At 60.0% G+C, this 20,063-nt stretch carries 17 protein-coding genes; 4 read left to right on the forward strand and 13 right to left on the reverse strand.

Features of this window, described 5'->3' with window-relative positions; all coding sequences use genetic code 11:
- Positions 1-5 precede the first annotated feature (5 nt).
- Positions 6-2,276, reverse strand: coding sequence for a bifunctional 23S rRNA (guanine(2069)-N(7))-methyltransferase RlmK/23S rRNA (guanine(2445)-N(2))-methyltransferase RlmL (gene rlmKL, locus ACU680_RS14630; protein ID WP_448179814.1), 2,271 nt, complete (start codon positions 2,274-2,276; stop codon positions 6-8).
- Positions 2,277-2,808: 532 nt separating this feature from the next.
- Between rlmKL and rmf the strand changes: the two genes are divergently transcribed.
- Entirely contained in the window at positions 2,809-3,024 is a 216-nt protein-coding gene (gene rmf, locus ACU680_RS14635; RefSeq protein WP_003223300.1) for a ribosome modulation factor, read from the forward strand.
- A gap of 267 nt (positions 3,025-3,291) precedes the next feature.
- On the opposite strand, the gene ACU680_RS14640 is transcribed toward rmf, so the two are convergent.
- The 9 genes from ACU680_RS14640 to ppsA all read right to left on the reverse strand — a co-directional run bounded on the left by ACU680_RS14640 (position 3,292) and on the right by ppsA (position 12,718).
- Positions 3,292-4,311, reverse strand: a complete 1,020-nt coding sequence (locus ACU680_RS14640) for a quinone-dependent dihydroorotate dehydrogenase (protein ID WP_400761840.1) — start codon at positions 4,309-4,311, stop codon at positions 3,292-3,294.
- Between the two features lie 145 nt (positions 4,312-4,456).
- Entirely contained in the window at positions 4,457-5,506 is a 1,050-nt protein-coding gene (locus tag ACU680_RS14645) for an OmpA family protein (protein WP_007960920.1), read from the reverse strand.
- 107 nt (positions 5,507-5,613) lie between these two features.
- A complete protein-coding gene (gene sigX / locus ACU680_RS14650; RefSeq protein ID WP_011333251.1) occupies positions 5,614-6,204 on the reverse strand; it encodes an RNA polymerase sigma factor SigX in 591 nt (196 codons plus the stop codon).
- An 87-nt stretch (positions 6,205-6,291) separates the two neighbouring features.
- Positions 6,292-7,116: a mechanosensitive ion channel family protein gene (locus ACU680_RS14655; protein WP_007916401.1), complete on the reverse strand. Its 825-nt coding sequence runs from the start codon at positions 7,114-7,116 to the stop codon at positions 6,292-6,294.
- Between the two features lie 2 nt (positions 7,117-7,118).
- Positions 7,119-7,367, reverse strand: coding sequence for a hypothetical protein (locus tag ACU680_RS14660; protein ID WP_003223293.1), 249 nt, complete (start codon positions 7,365-7,367; stop codon positions 7,119-7,121).
- Positions 7,368-7,430: 63 nt separating this feature from the next.
- Complete coding sequence (locus ACU680_RS14665) at positions 7,431-8,426, reverse strand: zinc transporter ZntB (RefSeq protein ID WP_448179815.1); 996 nt, start codon at positions 8,424-8,426, stop codon at positions 7,431-7,433.
- A 21-nt stretch (positions 8,427-8,447) separates the two neighbouring features.
- Positions 8,448-8,939 (reverse strand): ribonuclease E activity regulator RraA, encoded by a 492-nt coding sequence (rraA, locus tag ACU680_RS14670; RefSeq protein ID WP_448179816.1) that lies wholly within the window; start codon positions 8,937-8,939, stop codon positions 8,448-8,450.
- 226 nt (positions 8,940-9,165) lie between these two features.
- Complete coding sequence (locus ACU680_RS14675) at positions 9,166-10,155, reverse strand: alpha/beta fold hydrolase (RefSeq protein WP_041067663.1); 990 nt, start codon at positions 10,153-10,155, stop codon at positions 9,166-9,168.
- Between the two features lie 187 nt (positions 10,156-10,342).
- Positions 10,343-12,718 carry a phosphoenolpyruvate synthase gene (ppsA, locus tag ACU680_RS14680; protein WP_007960913.1) on the reverse strand — a complete coding sequence of 792 codons (2,376 nt, stop codon included), beginning with the start codon at positions 12,716-12,718 and terminating at the stop codon, positions 10,343-10,345.
- Between the two features lie 174 nt (positions 12,719-12,892).
- Between ppsA and ppsR the strand changes: the two genes are divergently transcribed.
- Positions 12,893-13,711, forward strand: coding sequence for a posphoenolpyruvate synthetase regulatory kinase/phosphorylase PpsR (gene ppsR / locus ACU680_RS14685; RefSeq protein ID WP_007960912.1), 819 nt, complete (start codon positions 12,893-12,895; stop codon positions 13,709-13,711).
- Between the two features lie 94 nt (positions 13,712-13,805).
- Here ppsR and ACU680_RS14690 read toward each other — a convergent pair whose 3' ends face one another.
- A complete protein-coding gene (locus tag ACU680_RS14690; RefSeq protein WP_448179817.1) occupies positions 13,806-15,221 on the reverse strand; it encodes an aminotransferase-like domain-containing protein in 1,416 nt (471 codons plus the stop codon).
- An 82-nt stretch (positions 15,222-15,303) separates the two neighbouring features.
- Here ACU680_RS14690 and ACU680_RS14695 point away from each other — a divergent pair, with 82 nt between their 5' ends.
- Together ACU680_RS14695 and ACU680_RS14700 are read left to right on the forward strand one after the other, a co-directional pair.
- On the forward strand, positions 15,304-16,224 hold the full coding sequence (locus ACU680_RS14695; RefSeq protein WP_448179818.1) for a DMT family transporter: 921 nt from the start codon (positions 15,304-15,306) through the stop codon (positions 16,222-16,224).
- A gap of 66 nt (positions 16,225-16,290) precedes the next feature.
- Positions 16,291-17,025: an alanyl-tRNA editing protein gene (locus ACU680_RS14700; RefSeq protein ID WP_448179819.1), complete on the forward strand. Its 735-nt coding sequence runs from the start codon at positions 16,291-16,293 to the stop codon at positions 17,023-17,025.
- A gap of 9 nt (positions 17,026-17,034) precedes the next feature.
- Here the strand turns inward: ACU680_RS14700 and prpD are convergent, their stop codons facing one another.
- Together prpD and prpF are read right to left on the reverse strand one after the other, a co-directional pair.
- Positions 17,035-18,519 carry a 2-methylcitrate dehydratase gene (gene prpD, locus ACU680_RS14705; protein ID WP_448179820.1) on the reverse strand — a complete coding sequence of 495 codons (1,485 nt, stop codon included), beginning with the start codon at positions 18,517-18,519 and terminating at the stop codon, positions 17,035-17,037.
- Positions 18,520-18,824: 305 nt separating this feature from the next.
- Entirely contained in the window at positions 18,825-20,015 is a 1,191-nt protein-coding gene (gene prpF, locus ACU680_RS14710; protein ID WP_448179821.1) for a 2-methylaconitate cis-trans isomerase PrpF, read from the reverse strand.
- Positions 20,016-20,063 lie beyond the last annotated feature (48 nt).

Below are 20,063 nucleotides of genomic sequence, written 5' to 3' on the forward strand. Positions count from 1 at the left end.
GAGCGTCAACGAGCCGTGATTTTCCAGGCGCGGTGAATCTTGGTGTTACGCGCAAAATCCGGATCGATGGTCTGCGCGCTGATTTCCTCGACCGCGTAACGCTCGGCCAGGTTCTCCTCCAACTGGAACTTGCGGAAGTTGTTGGAGAAATACAGCACGCCCCCCGGCGCCAGGCGCGCCATGGCCAAGTCGATCAACTGCACCTGATCACGCTGCACGTCGAAGATGCCTTCCATGCGCTTGGAGTTGGAGAAGGTCGGCGGGTCGATGAAGATCAGGTCGTACTCGTCGCGGCTGCTTTCCAGCCACGCCATCACGTCGCCCTGCTCCAGACGGTTCTTGTCGGAGAAGCCGTTCAGCGACAGATTGCGCCGCGCCCAGTCCAGATAAGTCTTCGACAGATCGACGCTGGTGGTGCTGCGCGCACCGCCCTTGGCCGCGTGCACGCTGGCGGTCGCGGTGTAGCAGAACAGATTGAGGAAGCGCTTGCCGGCGGCCTCTTTCTGAATGCGCATGCGCATTGGCCGGTGGTCGAGGAACAGTCCGGTATCGAGGTAGTCGGTGAGGTTCACCAGCAGCTTGACGCCGCCTTCGCTGACCTCATTGAACTTGCCCTGCGCCGCCTGACGCTCGTATTGCTTGGTGCCGCTCTGACGCTCGCGGCGTTTGACCACCACGCGGCTCTTGTCGACGTTCAGCGCCTGCGGGATCGCCGCCAGGGCGTCGAACATGCGCGCCGAGGCCTTTTCCGGATCGATCGACTTCGGCGCGGCGTATTCCTGCACGTGCACCCAATCGTGATACAGGTCGATGGCCATGGCGTATTCCGGCATGTCGGCATCGTAGACGCGGTAGCAGTCGATGCCCTCGCGCTTGACCCACTTGCCCATCGCCTTGAGGTTTTTCTGCAGGCGGTTGGCAAACATCTGCCCGCCTTCGCTCAGGCGCGGCTGCTCGATCACTGGCGCCGGGGCTGGCGTCGGTTTGATCGGGTTGCCGTTTTTGTTGAACTTGCGCTCTTGCGGCTCGTTCGGCGCCTGATCGTAGGCCGCTTGCTCACGCTCGGCCTGACGCTGTTCCGGGGTACGCCGTTCGCCGGTGACGAACTGGTCCGGCAGCACCTTGATCAGCAGCAGTTTGCACGGCAGCGCGCCGTTCCAGAACGAATACTGTTTGTGGCTGCGAATACCCATGCGCTTGCCCAGATCCGGCGCACCGGTGAACACCGCCGCTTCCCAGTTCAGGCAGGCCTGACGCAGACGCTCGCCAAGGTTCTGATAGAGGTACAGCAGGCTGGCTTCGTCGCCCAGACGCTCGCCGTACGGCGGGTTGCAGATCACCAGACCTTTCTGGTTCTGGTCCGGGCGCGGCTCGAAAGTCGCGACTTCGCCCTGATAGATCTTGATCCACTCGCTCAGACCGGCACGCTCGACGTTGTTGCGGCCCGGTTGAATCAGGCGCGGGTCGGCTTCGTAACCGCGAATCCACAGCGGTGGCTTGGCCAGACCGGCAGCGGCACGTTCAACCGCTTCTTCATGGAGCTTTTTCCACAGCGCCGGAACGTGACCCAGCCAGGCGGTGAAGCCCCACTGCTCGCGACGCAGGTTCGGCGCCATGTCGGCGGCGATCATCCCCGCTTCGACCAGGAAGGTGCCGACGCCGCACATCGGGTCAGCCAGCGCGCCGCCTTCGGCCGCAATGCGCGGCCAGCCGGAACGGATCAGGATCGCTGCCGCGAGGTTTTCCTTCAGCGGTGCCGCGCCCTGCTGCAGGCGGTAGCCACGCTGGTGCAGGCTGTGGCCGGAAAGGTCGAGGGACAGGATCGCTTCGCCGCGATCCAGACGCAGGTGAATGCGCAGGTCCGGGTTGAGCTTGTCGATGCTTGGACGGTCGCCCTGCGGGGTACGCAGTTTGTCGACGATGGCGTCTTTGACTTTCAGCGCGCCGAAGTGGGTGTTGTCGATGCCCGAGCCGTGGCCGCTGAATTCAACGGCCAGAGTGCCATCGGCGAGCATGTGGTCCTGCCACTCGACATCGAGCACGCCGTGGTACAGGTCTTCGGCGTCTTTCATCGGGAAGCGCTTGAGCACCAGCAATACCCGGTTGGCCAGACGCGACCACAGGCACAGGCGATAAGCGGTTTCCATGGTCGCCATGCCACGCACGGCGGAAGTGTGCTCGCGGGCGTCTTCAAGGCCAAGCCCGACGGCTTCCTCGATGAGCAGGCCTTCAAGGCCTTTGGGGCAAGTGAGGAAGAGTTCGAAACGGTCGGACATGGTATTTCCAGAGCCTTTGGCTAGTGAACCGGCAACGCATTGCCGATCCGGTTTTCAATCAGGCGCTTTTCTAAAAGAGCGCCCGCGTGGCACGAAGGTGTGCCGTTCCATCCCCGCTGCTCGGGTTAAAAGAGCTTAGATGCAAGGACAGTTATTAAAGTTGATGAAACAAAATGACTCAAAACAACCCTTCGTCGAATATTACCCCAGCGTAAACGTGGGTCATTCTCACTAAAGGATTAACCCCATCATCCAGTGCGGGGCCGATCATACCGGGGTTTGCTGAAAAAAAGTTCATGAAACCGGTCGTTACTTATGGCTGTAGCACTATTTTCGTTACGTCCTTATGACAAAACGATCATTCCCTCGGTGTGACTCATTGGTTAGAACTGACCACAGGTTGACGTCGCAACGGCGTCAACACCTTGGCTCGCCACGCCGGCAGCGAGCCGCACCACGGCAGAGTTTTTCTGCCAGGACCTCGGTTGAGGTCGACGCGACACAAACAGTCAACAAGTGAGGGAAACACCCTATGAGAAGACTTAAGCGTGATCCGTTGGAAAGAGCATTTTTGCGCGGATATCAATATGGCGTTGGTGGCAAATCCCGCGAGCTTTGCCCATTTACTCTACCGTCGGTACGTCAAGCCTGGATCAACGGCTGGCGAGAAGGACGCGGCGACAACTGGGACGGTATGACCGGCACTGCGGGGATCCACAGACTCAACGAACTTCACGCCGTCGGCTGACACAGGGCACTTATTGCAACACGACAATCTGAATTTTTAGCGACTTACCATGCACGTCCTTCCCGGACGGCGGGCTACGGCCCAGGGGCTCCTTCGAGGAGCCCTTTTTTATGCCCGAAAATGCAATCCCCTGTGGCGAGGGAGCTTGCTCCCGCTCGGCTGCGCAGCAGTCGTAAATCCTGAATCCTCGCTATACCTGAAAAACTTGGGTTTGCTTCGCAACCCAGCGGGAGCAAGCTCCCTCGCCACAGAAGCCCTCAAAAAACCTCAGCGCAGCGCGGCAATCGCGTCTACCGATTCACGAATCAGCGCCGGGCCCTTATAGATGAAGCCCGAGTAAATCTGCACCAGGCTCGCACCCGCCGTGATCTTCTCCGCTGCATGCTTGCCTTCGGTGATGCCACCAGCCGCAATGATCGGCAAGCGACCACCCAATTCACCCGCCAACACTTTCACGGTATGCGTGCTCTTCTCACGCACCGGAGCGCCGGACAGACCGCCCGCCTCGTCACCGTGCTCCATGCCTTCGACGCCGACCCGGCTCAAGGTGGTGTTGGTGGCGATCACCGCGTCCATCCCGGTTTCGATCAGCGCCTGAGCCACTTGCGCGGTTTCTTCGTCGGTCATGTCCGGAGCGATCTTGATCGCCAGCGGTACGTGCTTGCCGTGGCGCAGAGCGAGTTCGGCGCGACGCGTGGCGAGGTCGGCCAGCAATTGCTTGAGCGAATCACCGAACTGCAGGCTGCGCAGGCCCGGGGTGTTCGGCGAGCTGACGTTGACCGTGACATAACTGGCGTGAGCGTAGACCTTGTCCAGGCAGATCAGGTAGTCATCCACCGCGCGTTCGACCGGGGTGTCGAAGTTCTTGCCGATGTTGATCCCCAGCACGCCCTTGTATTTGGCTGCAGCGACCCGCGCCAGCAGGTTATCCACACCGAGGTTGTTGAAGCCCATGCGGTTGATGATCGCCTCGGCTTCCGGCAGACGGAAGATCCGTGGTTTCGGGTTGCCCGGTTGCGGACGCGGGGTGACGGTGCCGATTTCGACAAAACCGAAACCCAGTTGCGAGAAACCGTCGATGGCCGCGCCGTTCTTGTCCAGACCGGCCGCCAGACCCACCGGGTTCGGGAAGTCCAGGCCCATGACCGCCACCGGCACATTCGCCGGCTTCTTGCACAGCATGCCGTTGAGGCCCAAACGCCCACCCGCGCCGATCAGATCCAGCGACAGGTCGTGGGAGGTTTCCGGGGAAAGTTTGAACAACAGCTGACGGGCCAGGGTGTACATGGGCGGCGATGACTCGGGCGGCGAAAAGAGGCGGCGATTATAGCCGGCCAACGGTCCCGGGCGCGAGGCGCCAATGCCCAGTTGCTCAAATCGCAGGCAAAGAAAAGCCCGGCCTGAGCCGGGCTTTTCTCGTAGCGGCAGCTAATTACTTAGCTTGAGCTTCAACCTGCGCTTCTACGCGACGGTTAACAGCACGGCCAGCTTCAGTTTTGTTGTCAGCAACTGGGCGGGATTCGCCGTAGCCGATCGACTGAACGCGGGACGACTCAACACCGTACTGCTGGGTCAGAACCTGCTTGACGGCGTTTGCACGACGCTCGGACAGTTTCTGGTTGTAAGCGTCAGGACCGACGGAGTCAGTGTGACCTTCAACAGTGGTGTGAGTGGCTGGGTACTGCTTCATGAAGTCAGCCAGGTTCTTGATGTCAGCGTAGCTGTTTGGCTTGACGACCGACTTGTCGAAGTCGAACTTCACGTCCAGCTCTACACGAACAACTTCAGCAACTGCTGGGCAGCCATCAGCGTCAACAGTTACGTTGGCTGGGGTGTCCGGGCACTTGTCAACGTTGTCGCAAACGCCATCGTTGTCGCTGTCGGAGCAGACTTCAGCCGGAGCTGGAACTGGAGCAGCAGCTGGCTTGCCGCCGCCACCGAAGTTCACACCCAGACCAACCGATGGAGCGTAGTCCCAACGGCCGTTGTCCAGTTTGTAGTCAGCTTCTACGCCAGCACGGGCGAAGAAGTTTTCGGCGAAGTAGTACTTAACGCCAGCGCCAGCAGTCAGGAAAGTCGACTGGTCGCGACCGGTGTGGCCGTCAGCAGCTACGTTGGTCAGGTTGCCGTGCTTAACGCCACCTTCAACGTAAGGACGCAGAGCGTCGCCAGCGTTGTTGAAGTGGTATTGAGCGGTCAGACCGAAGTTGTCACCGCGCAGTTTCTGGCTGCCGGTACCGTCGTTCGAACGGGTGTGGTTGTTACGATCCCAGCCGAAGTTGATCGAGACGTCGTCGGTCAGGAAGTAACCGATTTTGGCGCCTGGGTTGAAGCCGTCTTCGACGTGATCAACACTGTCGTTGTACTGCTTCTTGTAGTTGATCTCGCCTTCAACTGCGCCTTGGCCTTGTGCCAATGCGCCGAACGAAGTAGCGGCAATAAGAGAACCAATGGCCAAGCCCAAGGTGTTTTTCAGTTTCATCCGTTAAATCCCCATCTGGTGATTGTGAAGCAGTCCCGCAAACCGGGGGACAACTCGGCGGCAAGTCTATCAGAACTTGCCTACACGTAAGAGATATTTGCGCTGAACTAAGTTTCAGCAATGCCTGCAAATTTCTCACGCAATTTGTCTAGAGCACGTTTGTACCGCATTTTTGTCGCACTCAAACCCATGTGCATGATGTCTGCGATCTCCTGAAATTCAAGCTCTGCGACAAATCGTAGCACCAGAATTTCACGGTCAATCGGGTTCACATACACCAGCCAGCGATCGAGTCCGCCCTTCTCCTCGGGTTTCGGCGCCTTTTCTTCCGACGCTTCTTCCAGCGGGTCCAGACTCAAGGCGTCCATCAAGCGACGCTTTCGCCGTTCCTTCCGATACTGCGTGATGCATTCGTTATACGTGATGCTGTAGAGCCAGGTTTTGAACTTCGATTTCCCCTCGAAGTTCTTCAGGCCGTACAGCACCTTAAGCATCACTTCCTGACAGACATCGTCTGCGTCGCGATCGTTCCCAAGATATCTCGCACAAACGTTAAATAATGTTCGCTGGTAACGCCGCATCAGCTCTTCATAGGCGCGCGTCACGTGAAACAGCTCGGTATGCGAGCGCGCGACCAACTCCTCATCAGAGAGCTCACGGGGGTCATAGCGCGTGGATAGCGTTTGGGCTTTATTCAAAACAAGTCGTGCCGACAGTCAGGTCAATGTCCGCCGCACCCCTCTCAGGGCATTTTGCGGCGGCATACATTAGCAGGGTTTGCCGGGTTAGCGGCTACTCACATGCTGTTCCAGCAGGATCCGATTGGAAAGTGAGACTAGCTCACCCTCATCGGTCAGCAATGTGGTTTTAACCGTGCCGATCTCTTCGATCTGGCCTTCGACCTCGCCAACACGCACTTGTTGCCCAACCTGATACAACTCACGCACATAGATTCCCGCAAGAATCTGACCGGCAATTTCCCGGCTTCCCAAACCCATGGCCAGCGCAACGGCCAGACCAACGGTAATCAATACGATGACGATCACATGGTTCAGCAGGTCAGTCTTGACCTCGAGCTGACTGATCGCGACCGAGATGCTGATGATGATCACCAGCCCCTGTGCAATTCGACCCAAACCTGAAGCGTAGTCCAGCCCTACGCCTTCTGCCGCTCCGCGCACCAGGCCGTTGGCCAATTGCGCGAGCAAAACACCGACCAGCAACACCAGCGCGGCGCCGAAAACTTTCGGCAAATACAACGCCAGCATGTCCAGCGTAGCTGAAACTCGCTCAAGTCCAAGGGACTCTGCTGCAGAAACCAGAAAAATCAGCAGAACGAACCAGTAGACGATCTTGCCGATCAAGGTCGAGATCGGCACTTGCAGGCCGGCCCGCGACATCAACTTGGTCAGACCGGTGCCGCCCATCAGGCGATCGAGGCCCAGTTTGGCGAGCAATTTGGAGAGCAAGGTATCGAGCAGCTTGGCCACCACGAAACCCAACAGCAGCACCACCAGTGCGCCGAACAGGTTCGGGATGAAATTGGCGACTTTGGTCCACAACGCAGTCATTGCAGTGACGAGGCTCTGAGTCCAGAGATCAAGTTCCATATTCAATCAGCCTTATCAGCAGTGCGTGCAGTAGTTTTACGAAGACGGGAAACCGGCGAAACGTGGGCCGATCCGTTATTCAGGGCGATCATCAGCGCGGGCAGCCAGCGGCCCAGCAGGCTGAACAGATCACCGGCGCCCACCTGGCGGTTGGCGGTTTTGAGTACGCGACCCAGGCATGCGTCGTCGTCACGGCTGGACGGCGAGGCGTTGAGCATGTCGCGCAAAGACTGTTCAAACGGATCGTGCATACGCACCTCTCGTGATGTCTGTGAAAGACGCGGGCAAATTTGGTCGGGTCACATGTTGCATATTCACACCCAGCGCAAACGGCGGAATAACCACCATTGACCGCAGGCCATCGCCAGCACCGTCAGACAGGCAATCAGGAAACCATAGGGGCTGCTCGAGAACGGAATCCCGCCCACGTTGATGCCCAACAGGCCGGTGAGAAAACTCATCGGCAAAAAAATGCAGGTGATGATGCCGAAGCGGTACATCGTGCGATTCATGCGCACGTTCAAACGCCGGTCTTCAGCCTCCAGCACAAGCCCCATGCGCTCTCGGGTCAATTCCAGCTCTTCGAGGTAGCGCGTCAGGCTGTTGTTCAATTCGTTCCAGTAGTCGGCGTCATCGTCGACGAACCACGGCAGTTTTATCCGCGTGAGCTGTCCGAAAATGTCCCGCTGCGGTGCCAGAAAACGCTTCAGTCCGGCCGCCCTGCGCCGGATGTGCAGAATCGAGCCATGCTCGGGGGTATACCGTTCGTCGGCATCCAGTTTTTCTTCCTCTTCATCGACCAGTTCCGACAGGCACGTGACCAGATCCTGCACCTTGTTGGTGAGGAATTGCGCCAGATACAGGATCAGTTCAGAGGAGGTTTTCGGGCCTTTGCCTTCGCTCAACAGCGCCAACAGTTCATCGGTGGCGCGCAGCGGACGCAAACGCAGAGAGATGACCCGTTGCGCCGAAGCAAAAATCCGCACCGAGACCATGTCTTCCGGTTCGGCACCGGGATTGAGATTGACCCCGCGCAGAAACAGCAGCAGCTCGGCGTCCGGCAACGGCAACAGGCGCGGTCGAGTGTTTTCTTCCAGCAGCAGGTCGCAGGCAAATTCATTCAGGCCGCTGGATTTGCGCAGCCAGGTCTGGGTTTGCGGATGGCTGCGATCCCAATGCAGCCACAGGCTCTCATGGGCCTGCAGCTGCAGATCGTCGAGGTCAGTCCGGGCAATCGCGCGCGCGCCACCTTTTCCGTCCAGCACCAGGGCATGCACCAGCCCCCACTGCGCGTTTTCTTCCTCGAACATCCGCATCCCTTTGTCGAAAGCTTATTCAGGCATCTGCAGCGGACTTGGCGAAACGATCACGCCGTTGTTGTCCGCATAGATGTATTGACCCGGGTGGAACGTCACGCCGGCGAAAGTCACCGCTACGTTGAGGTCGCCGATGCCGCGTTTTTCGGTCTTCATCGGATGGCTGGCCAACGCCTGGACGCCGAGATCGGTCTGGGCAATAACGTCGACATCACGGATGCAACCGTAGATGACCATCCCTTCCCAGCCGTTTTTCGCGGCTTTTTCGGCCAGCATGTCGCCAAGCAGCGCGCGACGCAGCGAACCGCCGCCATCGACCACCAGCACCTTGCCGTTGCCTTTGAGCTCAACCTGTTCCTTGACCAGCGAGTTGTCTTCGAAACATTTGATGGTCACGATTTCGCCGCCGAAGGAATCACGGCCGCCAAAATTGCTGAACATCGGTTCCAGCACCTGCACCAGCTCCGGATAGGCGTCGCACAGGTCAGGCGTGAGGTAATGGTTCATCGAAAAACTCCTGTAACAAGGAAGACGATCAAGGATGTCGCACTCTTTTGAAACGAGTCCCGGCGGTCGCTGTTTACCTTAGTTCATGCAATGGTCGCTGAACGAACCTGAACAAACGCTGAAACGTAATAGCTAAACAGCCACTAAATATGACCAGAACCGCACAATGCGTCATATCTTAGCCGCAAGCCGACCTGAACGAAATGCCCTTTTCAGAGCCCCGAGCTCAGACCGCAGCGGCCAGATCGGGTTTATCGCCGAGCAACGGCGTCTGCTGATCGCTCAGCCAGCGTGCCACCAACGGCCAGACTTCGGCCTGCGCCGCTTTGCTCACCAGCATCTCGACATGCCCGAAGTTGTCGCTGAAGCCCTGCTCGCGCCCCAGATTGACGAACTGTTTGTGCTCGGAGCCGATCTGCTCGAACAGCTTGCGACAGGCCCACGCCGGATCCTGATGATCGCCCGCTGCCGTTACGGCCAGGACCGGCACCTGAACCTCGGCAAGCCCTGCCCACCAATCCTTGTCCTTGTCGCCAAACCGCCCGAACAAGCCGTACCAGCGCATGCTTTCCAGCGCCAGACCGATCGGCTCGTCTTCCGGGCCGCGCTTGAGGCGGGAGCCAGACAACTGCGCGAATCGCTTGAGAATGAAGCGCCCGCTCCACTCCACCGGTGGAATCTTCAGCGGCCAGTACGTGCGGCTGACTTGCGTGCCGAAAAACGCCGCAGAAGCCACCGCCGGCTCGCCAAGGTATTCGCCACCCAGCGCCGCCGCCAACGTGATGCCACCCAGCGAATGACCGATCCAGTGCGGCACCTGCCCACTCTGCTCGCGGACGAATGCAGCAATCGCCGGCAGATCGTAACGGGCGTAGTCGGCCACGCGGTTGCGCCGGTAGTCCTCATTGCGCTGCGACAGGCCGTGTCCGCGCATCTCCGGGATCCACACGTCGAAGCCCAGACGCGTCAGGTACGCGCCCAGTCCCAGGCCTTTGGGGGAAAACCAGAAGCGCCGGTTGGAAAAGCTGCCGTGCAGCAAAATCACCGGCACACCGCGAGGTGCCGTGTCATCGGCCATGCCCAAACGGGTGACGGCGATCTCCACGGACCAGTCCGGGCTGTTGCCCGGTTTCAATCGATAAACGTCTTCGCTCAGATCACCGCGACGTTCGGCACTGATCAGGGCGACAGGAAACAGGTTGCTGCTGCTTTGCATAATGCTCTTGCACAAAAAAGGGCGGCATCTACAGGAGCCCGCCCTACTTCAATCTCAAAGCCCCCGACCTTTGTGGGAGCGGGCTTGCTCGCGAAAGCGGTGTATCAGCCAACATTTGTGGCGGATCTTATTCCGTCTTCGCGAGCAAGCCCGCTCCCACAGGGGAGGATGGCCGTTCACATATGGATCAAGCCTGCGCCTGACCTTCCGCGAGGAAGAACCAGGTTTCCAGCACGGAGTCCGGGTTCAGCGACACGCTTTCGATGCCCTGCTCCATCAGCCACTTGGCCAGATCCGGATGGTCCGAAGGGCCCTGACCGCAGATGCCGATGTACTTGCCGGCCTTGTTGCACGCGGCAATCGCGTTGGCCAGCAGCTTCTTCACCGCCGGATTACGCTCGTCGAACAGGTGCGCGATGATCCCGGAGTCACGGTCCAGGCCCAAGGTCAACTGGGTCAGGTCGTTGGAACCGATCGAGAAACCGTCGAAGAATTCGAGGAATTCTTCGGCGAGAATCGCGTTGGATGGCAGTTCGCACATCATGATCACGCGCAAGCCGTTGTCACCACGGGCCAGGCCGTTTTCGGCGAGCAGATCGACCACCTGACTGGCTTCGCCGAGGGTACGGACGAACGGCACCATGATTTCGACGTTGGTCAGGCCCATCTCGTTGCGCACGCGTTTCAGCGCGCGGCATTCGAGCTCGAAGCAGTCACGGAACGATTCGCTGATGTAACGCGAAGCGCCACGGAAGCCGAGCATCGGGTTTTCTTCTTCCGGCTCGTACAGCTTGCCGCCGATCAGGTTGGCGTATTCGTTGGACTTGAAGTCCGACAGACGCACGATGACCTTCTTCGGCCAGAACGCTGCCGCGAGGGTGCTGATGCCTTCCACCAGTTTTTCGACGTAGAAGCCGACCGGATCGTTGTAACCGGCGATGCGCTTGTCGACGCTGTCCTTGATTTCCTGCGGCAGGCCGTCGTAGTTCAGCAGCGCTTTCGGGTGGACGCCGATCATGCGGTTGATGATGAATTCCAGACGGGCCAGGCCGACACCGGCGTTCGGCAGCTGGGCGAAGTCGAATGCGCGGTCCGGATTGCCGACGTTCATCATGATCTTGAACGGCAGCTCCGGCATGGCGTCCACGGAGTTCTTCTTGACGTCGAAGCCCAGCTCGCCTTCGAAGATGTAACCGGTGTCGCCTTCGGCGCAGGACACGGTCACGCCCTGGCCATCCTTCAGCAGTTGGGTGGCGTTGCCGCAACCCACGACCGCTGGAATCCCCAGTTCACGGGCGATGATCGCCGCGTGGCAGGTACGCCCGCCACGGTTGGTGACGATGGCGCTGGCGCGTTTCATCACCGGTTCCCAGTCCGGGTCGGTCATGTCGGAAACCAGCACGTCGCCGGCCTGGACTTTGTCCATTTCCGAGACGTCCTTGATGATCCGCACTTTACCGGCGCCGATGCGCTGGCCGATGGCACGACCTTCCACCAGCACGGTGCCGGTTTCTTTCAGCAGGTAACGTTCCATGACGTTGGCCTGGGTGCGGCTCTTCACGGTTTCCGGACGGGCCTGCACGATGTACAGCTTGCCGTCGTCTCCGTCCTTGGCCCACTCGATGTCCATCGGGCAGCCGTAGTGCTTCTCGATGATCATCGCCTGCTTGGCCAGCTCGCTGACCTCGGCGTCGGTCAGGCAGAAACGCGCGCGTTCGGCCTTGTCGACGTCGACAGTCTTCACCGAACGACCGGCCTTGGCCTCGTCGCCGTAGATCATCTTGATCGCTTTGCTGCCGAGGTTGCGGCGCAGGATCGCCGGACGACCGGCGTCCAGGGTGCCTTTGTGTACATAGAATTCGTCGGGGTTGACCGCGCCTTGTACGACGGTTTCGCCCAGGCCGTAAGCGCCGGTGATGAACACCACGTCACGGAAACCGGACTCGGTATCGAGGGTGAACATCACACCGGCGGTACCGGTTTCCGAACGCACCATGCGCTGCACGCCAGCCGACAGGGCGACCAGTTTGTGGTCGAAGCCCTGGTGCACGCGGTAGGAAATTGCACGGTCGTTGAACAGCGAAGCGAACACCTCTTTGGCGGCGCGGATAACGTTTTCCACGCCACGGATGTTCAGGAAGGTTTCCTGCTGACCGGCGAACGATGCGTCCGGCAAGTCTTCGGCGGTGGCGGAAGAACGCACGGCCACGGCCACGTCAGGGTTACCGGCCGACAGCGCGGCGAACGCGGTGCGGATCTCGGTATTGAGTTTTTCAGGGAATTCGGCGTCCATGATCCATTGACGGATCTGCGCACCGGTCTTGGCCAGCGCGTTGACGTCATCGACGTCCAGGGCGTCGAGAGCCTTGTGGATCTGGTCGTTGAGGCCGCTCAGTTCGAGAAAGTCGCGATAGGCCTGCGCGGTGGTGGCAAAGCCGCCGGGGACCGACACACCGGCACCCGCCAGGTTGCTGATCATCTCGCCCAGGGATGCGTTCTTGCCCCCCACATGCTCAACATCGTGTTTGCCGAGCTTATCGAGGGAAACTACGTACTCTACCAAGGTGATCTCTCCACTAACTGTGTTGGAAAAGCTCAGAAACCGGCTGCTCGGGGGAGCGTTGGCCGGCTGTATGGCCTGGACCTGGAAAATAAGTGAGAATGCGGGCCAATGGCGGCCGGCAAATCGCGCCTATCATATCCAGAAATACTCTTTAGCTTAAGGCCCAAGGTGCAAATGAAACGATCTGCTTTCTTTATCTCCGATGGCACCGGCATTACCGCCGAAACCCTGGGTCAAAGCCTTCTGGCGCAGTTCGAAAACATTACCTTCACCAAGCTCACGCGGCCGTATATCGACAACGCGGACAAAGCGCGGGCCATGGTACAACAAATCAACAAAGCCGCCGAAACCGACGGCTTCCGTCCGATCATCTTCGACACCATCGTCAATCAGGACATCCGTGAGATTCTCGCAACGTCCAATGGTTTCATGATCGACATTTTCTCGACCTTCCTCGCCCCGCTCGAACAGGAACTGACCGAACATTCTTCCTACACCGTCGGCAAGTCCCACTCGATCGGGCACAACTCCAATTACATGGAGCGCATCGAGGCGGTGAACTTCGCCCTCGACAACGATGACGGCGCGCGCACCCACTATTACGACAAGGCCGACCTGATACTAGTCGGCGTGTCGCGTTGTGGTAAGACGCCGACGTGTCTGTACATGGCGATGCAGTTCGGCATCCGTGCGGCCAACTACCCGCTGACCGAAGACGACATGGAGCGCCTGACCCTGCCGACCGCCCTGCGCGCCCATCAGCACAAGCTGTTCGGCCTGACCATCGACCCCGACCGCCTCACCGCGATCCGCAACGAGCGCAAACCCAACAGCCGTTATTCGAGCTATGCCCAGTGCGAATTCGAAGTGCGCGAAGTGGAAAACCTGTTCCGCCGCGAGAACATCCCGCACATCAACTCCACGCATTTTTCGGTGGAAGAGATTTCCGCGAAGATTCTGGTGGAAAAAGGTGTGGAGCGGCGTTTCAAATAACAAAACTCATCCACTGTAGGAGCTGCCGCAGGCAGCGATCTTTTGCTCTTGCTGTTAACGATCAAAATCAAAAGATCGCAGCCTGCGGCAGCTCCTACAGGGGATGATGTTGTATCAGGGCGTTTGCCAGGGCCTCGAACCCGGACAGCAACAACCGATCATCCCCCACCGCGTTGCACACACTCGCCCGAATGAACTGCGGCACCGCCGCATGCCCGATCGCAAAGGCCTCGGCGGTGGCCACCAGATAATTGTTTTCCTTCAGCTCCGCAGCGATCTGCGAGGCCCGCCACAACTGTGGCACCTCGATCCAGAAGTGCGGACTGTGCGCGTCCGCCTTGTAATTCAGCCCCGCCAACACCGGCGCGACCAGCGCCTTGCGCCGGCCGATCTCGGTGATCTGCTCGTCCAGCAAACGTTCGGCCATGCCGTTGTCGATCCAGCGGCTCGCCAGCTCCATCGCCAACGGATTGGCCATCCAGCAGGTGCCGCGAATCGCCGCGCTCAGACGCCCGATCAGCGCCTGCGGTGCATGCAGATAACCGACCCGCAGGCCGGCTGAAACCGCCTTGCTCAAACTGCCGATCAACACCGCGCGCTCGGCGGCGAAATGGCTCAGCGGCAATGGCCGCTCGCGGGCCAGCACCGCATGCGCGTCGTCTTCGAAAATCAGCAGATTGTGTTGACGACAGATCTCGGCAATCGCCTCACGCCGGGGCACCGACATGACTGCGGCGGTCGGGTTCTGAATCGTCGGTGTGCAGTACAACGCCGAGACGCGATGCTGCCGACAGACCTCTTCCAATGCCGCCGGCAGCAGCCCTTCATCATCCATCGCGACCCCGATGAGTTTGATCCCCAACTGGCGCGCGACGCTGATCAATCCCGGGTAAGTCAGATGCTCGGTGACCAGCGTGTCGCCGGCCTTGAGCAGGCCCATCAAGGCGCACAGCAAGCCATGCTGGCCGCCGTTGACGCACAACACCTGATCGGCCGGCGGCTGAAACGCGCCATGGCTCAACCAGCGCGCGCCCGCCTGCCGATGCCGCAGCAAACCGCTTTCGACGGTGTAGCCGGTCAACTGTTGCAAGCCGTGCGGATCGCTGCCGAGGCTGTGCAATGTCTGGCTCATGAACAGCGCTTCCTGCCCGGGTATCGGCTGATTGCGGCTCATGTCGAAACAGGCGCGCGGCTCCTCACTGACATTGCGAAAGCCCTTGTCCTGCGGCCGCTCCATCCCGCGTTCACGCACGTAGGTGCCATCGCCGACTCGCGCCACGACCCGACCAACCCGCTCCAGCTCGCCATACGCGCGACTGATGGTACCGATGGTCACGCCCAGGCTATCGGCCAACAACCGGTGAGGCGGCAGCTTCGCGCCGGCAGCGATCACGCCTTCAGCAATCGCATGCTCCACCGCATCTGCCAGACGCTTGTACTTCACGCCGACACCGTTGGCGAGGCCGTCGCGCAGGATTGACACCATGGCAATACTTACTTTGACAGTCATTGTCGCCCCGAATAGCGTGCTGAAAACAGGTGCAATCAGGGATAGCCCCTTTCAATCACCAGGTCAATGCGGAGCAACCAGCATGTCGACTGCCATCAGCGCACCGTTGAACGCCAGCAAGCCGTGGCTCGCCGGATTGCTCACCAGCACGTTATTTTTGATCGTCTGCCTGAGCTGGGGCACCACGTGGCTGGGGATCAGGATTGCCGTGGAAAGCGTGCCGCCACTGACTGCTGCGGGTCTGCGTTTTCTGATCGCCTTTCCGCTGTTCCTGAGCTTCGCCGTGCTGCGCAAGGAGCCACTGCTGTTCCCACGCCAGAGCCGCTGGTTTTTTGTGTTCGTCACGCTGTCGTACTTCAGTCTGCCGTACTACCTGCTCAACTACGGCGAGATGCACGTTTCCTCAGGCCTGACCGCGCTGCTGTTCAGCTGCATGCCGGTGTTTATCCTGATGTTTTCCGCGCTGTTCCTGCGCGAGAAAATCCTCCCGACGCAGATGCTCGGTATCGCCATCGGTTTTGCCAGCCTGTTCATGATCATTCGCAGCCAGGGCCTGCATCTGGATCAGGCGGAATGGCTCGGCGTATTGGCCATTCTGTGCGCAGCGATCCTGCATGCGCTGTGCTACGTGGTGACCAAAAAGCACGGCAGCGCGATCAGCGTGATCACCTACAACACCCTGCCGATCGGCATCGCCGGGCTGATGTTATTTATTGTCGGCTTGAACCTGGAAGCGCCGGTATTCCACGACGTGAGCGCCCGCTCATGGGGCGCTCTGCTGTACCTCGGACTGGTGGCGTCAGTGGGCGGCTTTATCGTGTATTTCATCCTGCTCAAACGCCTGAGCCCGGTGCTGCTGTCGTTCGTGTTCATCATCTTCCCGGTATTCGCCCTGCTCATCGGCGCCTGGTACGAAGGCACGCCGATCTCGCGGGAACTGATGCTGTACTCGGCGATCCTGCTCGCCGGTTTCGCAATCACCAAGCTACCGCTCAAACGCTGAAAGCCCACGACCCGACGTGAGCACAAGGGCTCACATACCACTCAACTTTGAACATCGGAGGTTCAAATGTCGGTACACACCATGGAAACCCTCAGCCTGTACAACAGCGAACCCTACCGGCGCGCCTTTGGTGCCCGGGTCATTGCGGTGGTCGATCAGGCCGTGGTGCTGGAGCACACGCTGTTCTATCCCGCCGGCGGCGGGCAGCCCGGCGACACCGGGCACTTCTGCCTGGTGGATGGCACGCGGATCGAGGTCACCGGAACGCTGCGCGATCCCCTGCTGCCGTCGATCATCTGGCACCAGGTGCAGGAGTGTCCGCCGCAGTTGTGTACCGGCGCACTGGTCAACGCCGGCCTCGACTGGGAGCGGCGCTATCAGCACATGAAGATGCACACCTGTCTGCATCTGCTCGGTGCGCTGATCAAGGCGCCAGTCACCGGGTGCAGCATCAGCGCCGACAAGGGCCGACTGGATTTCGATCTGCCGGAGATGACCCTCGACAAGGACAGCATCACCCGCGACCTCAACGCGTTGATCGAGCAAGCGTGCACGGTCAATGTGCTGTCGATGCCGGCCTCGGAATACCCCACGCTGCTGGAGAAAACCGCCAGCAAGACGGTCAAGCCACCGGCTATTCAGGGTGACTTGCGCATGGTCGAGGTCACTGGCATCGACATCCAGCCCTGTGGCGGCACCCACGTGCACAACACCCGGGAAATCGGCCGGGTGTATTGCGAAAAGATCGAGAAGAAGAGCAGGACCCACCGGCGCGTGATCCTGCGTTTTGAAACGGCCTGAATGACTGGTCTAAATCACCAACAGATCGACGAAGCGATTGACCGGCGTGGCTTCGAGCGCTTGCTGATCCTTGCACAGGGTGAAGATCTGGTTGCTGCGCTGGCCAGTGAAACGCGTCGCCAGGTTGGCCTTGAACTTGTCCTCCAGCAACGGGATGCCCTCGGCGCGGCGGCGACGGTGGCCGATCGGGTATTCGACCACGACGTTCTCGGTGCTGGAACCGTCCTTGAAAAACACCTGCACCGCGTTGGCAATCGAGCGCTTGTCGGCCTCCAGATACTCGCGGGTGAAACGCGGGTCTTCGACGATGACCATCTTCTCGCGCAGCACATCGATGATCGGGTGCGCGGCGTGGAAGTCGTCCTCGTATTGTTCGGCCAGCAGATTGCCGAACGCCAGCGGCACGGCGGTCATGTACTGGAGGCAGTGATCGCGGTCGGCGGCGTTGGCCAGCGGCCCGACCTTGGAAATGATGCGAATCGCCGACTCATGGGTGGTGATGACGATGCGATCGATCTCATGCAAGCGGTTGCGCACCAACGGATGCAAGGTCACCGCTGCTTCGCAAGCCGTTTGCGCATGGAATTCGGCGGGGAAGCTGATCTTGAACAGCACGTTTTCCATCACGTAACTGCCGTAGGGCCGCGAGAAACTGAAGGTGCGTTTGCCTTCCGGCTTGAGCGCCAGATCGTTGTTGGTATGGCTGAACGATACGTCGTAGAAGCCCCACTGTCTGGCCGTCAATACCCCGGGAATACCCATCTCGCCACGCAGGGCAATGTCGGCCAGACGCACGCCGCGGCTGGTCGCATCCCCCGCCGCCCAGGATTTACGCGATCCGGCGTTCGGCGCATGGCGATAGGTGCGCAGCGCCTGACCATCGGCGAAGGCATGGGACAACGCCGACAGCAGTTGCTCGCGATTGGCGCCCATCAGTTTGGCTGTGACGGCGGTCGAAGCGACTTTCACCAGCAGAACGTGGTCGAGGCCGACGCGGTTGAACGAGTTTTCCAGAGCGATCACGCCTTGAATCTCGTGGGCCATGATCATCGCTTCCAGCACCTCGCGCATTGTCAGCGGCGCCTCAGCGTTGGCGAGGCGTTTTTGCGACAGGTGATCAGCCACCGCGAGAATCCCGCCGAGGTTGTCCGACGGATGCCCCCACTCGGCGGCGAGCCAGGTGTCGTTGTAGTCGAGCCAGCGCACGATGCAGCCGATGTCCCACGCGGCTTTCACCGGGTCGAGGCGATAGGAGGTGCCCGGCACCCGTGCGCCGAACGGCACCACGGTGCCCTCGACGATGGGTCCGAGGTGTTTGGTGCATTCGGGAAAACGCAGCGCCAGCAGGCCACAGCCCAAGGTGTCCATCAGGCAGTTGCGGGCGGTGTCGAGGGCTTCGGCAGATTCGATATTGAAGGTGAGGACGTAATCGGCGATGTCCTGCAGGACACGGTCGTAGTCGGGGCGGTTGTTCTGGTCGACGTTGGCGCTCATTGCGGTTCTCCTGGTGGGGAATGATGAGTGGGGTGGTCTTCCTCAGGGGCTGGTTGGTTTTTTGTTTCGAGCAGATCGTGGTGTCTGCTTTGTGATGTTTCGTCAGTGGATTGTTTCCCTCACCCTAGCCCTCTCCCGGAGGGAGAGGGAACCGACCGGGTGATATTCAACACATACGTCGACCTGAAAGCTCTTCCGTGAATCCATAATCGCCAAGATGCTTCAGGTCGCAGGACATCCAATTACAACTCGGTCTGCTCCCTCTCCCTCCGGGAGAGGGCTGGGGTGAGGGCATCGATACTGGATCAGAAAGAGTCGCCAGGGATACGGACGAAACCTTCCATGAGGACGCGCGCACTGCGACTCATGATGGCTTTTTTCACCACCCACTCACCGTTCTCCAGGCTGGCCTCGGCACCGACGCGCAAGGTGCCGGACGGATGGCCGAAGCGCACGGCGTTGCGCTCGACACCGCCTGCCGCGAGATTCACCAGAGTCCCGGAAATCGCTGCCGCCGTGCCGATTGCCACCGCCGCCGTGCCCATCATCGCGTGGTGCAATTTGCCCATCGATAATGCGCGCACCAGCAGATCGACATCAGCGGCGGCAATCGCCTTGCCGCTGGACGCCACGTAATCCGCAGGCCTGGCGACAAACGCGACTTTCGGCGTGTGCTGTCGCTTGGCCGCTTCGTCCAGACTGGAAATCAGGCCCATGCGCAACGCACCGTAGGCGCGGATGGTTTCGAACATCTGCAGGGCTTGCGGGTCGCTGTTGATCGCGCTTTGCAGTTCGGTGCCGGTGTAGCCGATGTCTGCGGCGTTGACGAAAATTGTCGGGATCCCGGCATTGATCATGGTCGCCTGGAACGTGCCGACACCCGGCACCTCAAGCTGATCGATCAGGTTGCCGGTGGGGAACATCGAACCGCCGCCGCCCTCTTCTTCCGCCGCCGGATCGATGAATTCGACCTGCACTTCGGCGGCCGGAAAGGTCACGCCGTCGAGTTCGAAATCACCGGTTTCCTGCACTTCGCCGTTGGTGATCGGCACATGGGCGATGATGGTCTTGCCGATGTTGGCCTGCCACACGCGCACCACCGCCACACCGTTGTGTGGAATGCGGCTGGCATCCACCAGACCGTTGCTGATGGCGAACGAACCGACCGCCGCCGAGAGGTTGCCGCAGTTGCCGCTCCAGTCGACGAACGGCTTGTCGATGGAGACCTGACCGAACAGGTAATCGACGTCGTGATCAGCCTTGATGCTTTTCGACAGGATTACTGTTTTGCTGGTGCTCGAGGTGGCGCCGCCCATGCCGTCGATCTGCTTGTCGTACGGGTCGGGGCTGCCGATCACCCGCAACAGCAAGGCATCGCGGGCCGGACCGGGAATCTGCGCCGCTTCGGGCAAATCCTTGAGGCTGAAGAACACGCCTTTGCTGGTGCCGCCACGCATGTAGGTGGCGGGGATTTTGATCTGTGGTGCGTGAGCCATGATGCTCCTTACCGAGGGCACGGGACTAAAATCCCCTGCCCACATCAG

The organism is Pseudomonas sp. LF020 (assembly GCF_053456425.1).